The 4,022-nt window shown below is 57.7% G+C and carries 3 protein-coding genes; 2 read left to right on the top strand and 1 reads right to left on the bottom strand.

Going from position 1 to position 4,022, the window contains the following annotated elements; translation table 11 throughout:
* A partial coding sequence (gene mgtA / locus PHD44_RS12405; RefSeq protein WP_300192181.1) for a magnesium-translocating P-type ATPase occupies window positions 1-2,517 on the top strand: 2,517 nt, incomplete at its 5' end.
* A 484-nt stretch (window positions 2,518-3,001) separates the two neighbouring features.
* Here the strand turns inward: mgtA and PHD44_RS12400 are convergent.
* A complete protein-coding gene (locus PHD44_RS12400) occupies window positions 3,002-3,379 on the bottom strand; it encodes a helix-turn-helix transcriptional regulator (protein WP_300192179.1) in 378 nt (125 codons plus the stop codon).
* Between PHD44_RS12400 and PHD44_RS12395 the strand changes: the two genes are divergently transcribed.
* On the top strand, window positions 3,366-4,022 hold a 657-nt coding region (locus PHD44_RS12395), incomplete at its 3' end, for a site-specific DNA-methyltransferase (RefSeq protein WP_300192177.1). The two genes, PHD44_RS12400 and PHD44_RS12395, sit on opposite strands and share 14 nt — an antisense overlap.

Raw genomic sequence — 4,022 nt, 5'->3', positions numbered from 1 at the left:
GTAGGCAATCTACCTGCCGAGGTTTCTGGCCTTTCAAGTCGAGAGGCCAAAGCGCGTCTTGGCCGATTTGGCCCCAACCTGTTTCGCGAGCGTCAGGAAAAGTCGCTGCTGGCGCAGTACCTCACTCGCTTCAAGAACCCCCTGGTCATCATCCTGCTCGTTGCCAGCGCCGTTTCGGCATTTACCGGGGAGGCCACCAACTTCCTCATCATTACCTGCATCGTGCTGCTCAGCGTCACGCTGGACTTTGTCCAGGAGCACCGTGCCAATGCTGCTGCGGAGAAGTTAAAACTTTCGGTATCCGTTCGAGTGAGCGTCGTTCGTGATGGCCAACCCAGCGATGTACCTGTAAGCGAATTAGTACCCGGTGACATCGTGCTACTCGCCGCCGGCGATCTGATTCCTGCGGACGGCAGAGTGCTCGAAGCACATGACTTCTTTGTCAAGCAGGCGCTGCTGACCGGCGAATCCTACCCGGTGGAAAAGAGACCGAATCCGCTGCCCGAAACGGCCACCGATCTTCAGGATGCCACCAACGCGGTATTCATGGGCACATCGGTCATCAGCGGCAGTGCCCGCATGCTGGTGGTCAAGACCGGAACCCTTACCGCCATTGGCGAAATCGCGGACAGCATTTCCCGGCAGTCGCAACCGACATCCTTCGAAATGGGCACTCGGCGGTTTGGCATGCTGATCATGCGGATGACGGTGCTGATGGTGCTGTTCGTCCTGCTCGTAAACGCCTGGTTTCAGAAGCCGTGGCTGGAATCCTTTCTGTTTGCCGTCGCGCTCGCCGTTGGCCTGACGCCGGAGCTCTTGCCGATGGTGATCTCGGTTACCTTGGCGCGGGGTGCGCTGCGCATGGCGAAGAAGCACATGATCGTCAAGAGATTGGCCGCGATTCAGGATCTTGGATCGATGGACATCCTGTGCACGGACAAGACCGGCACGCTGACCGAAGGAAAAATTCACATGGAACGTCATGTGGATGCCGAAGGACGTCCCAGTGAGCGGGTATTGGAACTTGCCTACCTCAACAGTTTCTTCGAGACCGGCTTGAAGAGTCCCCTCGACGAGGCCATTCTCGACCACCAGCACATTGATGTCGGGCACTGGAAGAAGATCGACGAGGTGCAATTCGATTTCGAGCGTCGTCGAGTCTCGGTATTGATCGATAACGGCGAGGCGCGATGGCTAGTGGTCAAGGGAGCACCCGACGAAATCGTCGAACTGTGTACGCATTACGAAGCCGAGGGTCCAGGGCTACAGCGCCCCGTAGACGACGCGGCGCTGTCGGCGATTCGCGGTCAGTACCACGCTCTGGAAGCTGATGGCTTTCGTATCTTAGGCATTGCTTGGCGCCAGGTGCCCTTGGATCACCCTCATGCCGTTGTCGGCGACGAAACGGAGTTGGTGCTCGCCGGGTTCGCCGGGTTTCTGGATCCACCCAAGGAGAGTGCGGCTTCGGCACTAGAAGCCCTCAAGCAGGCCGGGGTTGCGATCAAGATCGTTACCGGCGACAGCGATCTGGTCACCCGGCATGTCTGTGCGCAATTGAGAATTCCGGTGGTCGGAGTCTTGAGTGGCAAAGAAATTGCGCAGATGGACGACCAAACACTGCGTGCCAGGGCGGAAACGGCCAACCTTTTCTGTCGCGTCAATCCGGGACAGAAGGATCGCGTGATCCAGGCACTCAAGGCCCGTGACCACGTGGTCGGCTATCTTGGCGACGGGATCAACGATGCGCCGTCCCTCCACTCGGCTGATGTCGGCCTGTCGGTGGACTCGGCCGTGGATGTGGCCAAGGAGGCGGCGGACATGATCCTCCTACGGCATGACTTGCATGTGCTCCATGCCGGCGTACTGGAAGGGCGACGCACTTTCGGCAACATCATGAAGTACATCATGATGGGCACCAGTTCCAACTTCGGCAACATGTTCAGTATGGCGGGGGCCTCCCTGTTCCTGCCATTCCTGCCGATGTTGCCGACCCAGATCCTTCTCAACAACATTCTCTACGACATCTCGGAAGTGCCAATTCCGCTGGACAAGGTGGATGCCGTGGAAGTTGCCGGCCCACGCGTGTTGGACCTAACCTTCATTCGCAACTTCATGCTGGTGATCGGGCCGATCAGCTCACTGTTCGACTTCTTGACCTTCTACGTCATGCTGGTCGTCTTGCAGGCGGACGAGAAGCTGTTTCAGACCGGTTGGTTCGTCGAGTCGCTATGCACCCAGGTGCTGGTGATCTTCATCATCAGGACCCGCGGCAACCCCCTGACAAGCCGCGCACATCCCCTGCTGACGGTGACGTCACTGGCAGTCGTGGCTATTGCCGTGCTATTGCCATTTACGCCGCTAGGAACGCATTTTGGATTTGTGCCGCCCCCTGCCCGGTTCTATTTCATCCTCGGCGCAATGACCCTTGTCTATCTTGTGGCTGTCGAACTGGCCAAGCAGAGTTTTTACCGATGGTCAGCAGTGAGAGAACGTCAATCATCCACCCCAACGTCATGATAAGGCGCCTGTTTCTCTGGTGGTGATCGTGATCTCGTTATCCACTGGGGCGCAACAAGTACCCGTCGAGATCCATGGTATTTATGATTGCCGAATGACTGCAAAGCGAACTGCAGCAGACAGTCGTGATCCATCTATCCTATACCTGCTATGGGCACGGAGTAGGCATTCGCCAGATAGGAAAGCCGCCGTTCGCGACCTCTTCGGGCTGAACGGCTGGTAAGCGCAGGATTGCAGCCCGATTGAGCGCGTTAGGCCAACGGCCGTTATGGCCGAGAACTTGCCGAAACTGGTCGATCGGCAGGTCGTCGGCCTGACTTGTCGTTGAGGTCTCTCTGCCAAAACGGCAGCAGCGAAGGCATCAACGCTAATTCACTGATTCCATAATGTGGGGCGATGACAGCTATGGCGTTTTGCCATAGCTAGCCCAATCCAGCCGGGCGAAACGCCATGAAAAAGTCGGCGCTGGCAGGACGGCAGAAACCTACTTTGAAGTCCGCTGCCGCCGTAGCAATAGGGCGATGAACTCATCCGCGAGCGAGCGGTTTTCAGGGGAGAGCGCCGCATATTTTGCCGTCAGCGCACTGGCGCCACGTTGATTCAGATCACCGGAAGCGGATTTTGCACCTGCCCCGATAACCGTTTCTGCCTGCACATGCAGCTCGGCAACGGTAACGCCAAGGGCCCGGGCAATGCGTTCCAGTGCTTCCGGCGAGTAGCCCTGCCGGCCACGCTCAATACGGAAAAGGTTGCTGGCATTGGTGTTCGCGGCGAACGCGATTTCTTCCAGCGTCGCCTTGCGTGCCTCCCGGATAGCTCGAATAACTTGCCCAATGTGCATGGGCTGAATGTTGGTGTGCATTGACGCCTCGCGCAAAGCGCACCACGTCAATTACAATGACGCCACACGTCAATCCGGCGTCATTCCCGGCACACGATCCTGGTCGCCTGGGTTGATCCAGAAACCTGATCGCTCCTGCCTGATGGCTGATAACTACGACGATTACACCAAGGACCAGCTTGTCCGCCTGCTGCGCGAACGCGACCGCCGGCCGCGCTTCGGGCTGGTGTGGGAGCGCGACGAGATCGACCACGACCTGTCCGTCAACAATGATTTTGTCGCGTTGGATTGGGATGCCAATCTGTCGTGTGGTGAAAGCGCACAGGACAATCTGATCATCGAAGGCGACAACTTCGACGCCTTGCGCTATCTGCGCATGACCCATGCCGGCCGCGTCAAATGCATCTACATTGACCCGCCGTACAACACCGGCAACCGCGACTTCATCTACAACGACCGCTTCATCGATAAGGACGACGCTTATCGTCACTCCAAGTGGCTGGAGTTCATGTACCGCCGGCTGGAACTGGCCAAGGAACTACTGACCGAGGACGGTGTGATCTTCGTCTCCATCGACGACAACGAGGTGTTTCATCTCGGCTTGTTGATGGAGCAGATATTCGGGGCAGCGAACTTCGTGGCCAATGTGATCTGGCAGAAGGTT

Origin of the sequence: Halothiobacillus sp. (assembly GCF_028710545.1) — a bacterium.
In the GTDB taxonomy this organism is placed as follows: Bacteria; Pseudomonadota; Gammaproteobacteria; order Halothiobacillales; family Halothiobacillaceae; genus Halothiobacillus.
The sequence above is the reverse complement of the archived record's forward strand: the minus strand, read 5'-3'. Positions and strand labels throughout refer to the sequence as shown.

Excerpts from the sequence above, each read along its gene's own strand:
- PHD44_RS12400 (WP_300192179.1), bottom strand. The coding sequence starts at position 3,379 with ATGCACACCAACATTCAGCCCATGCACATTGGGCAAGTTATTCGAGCT.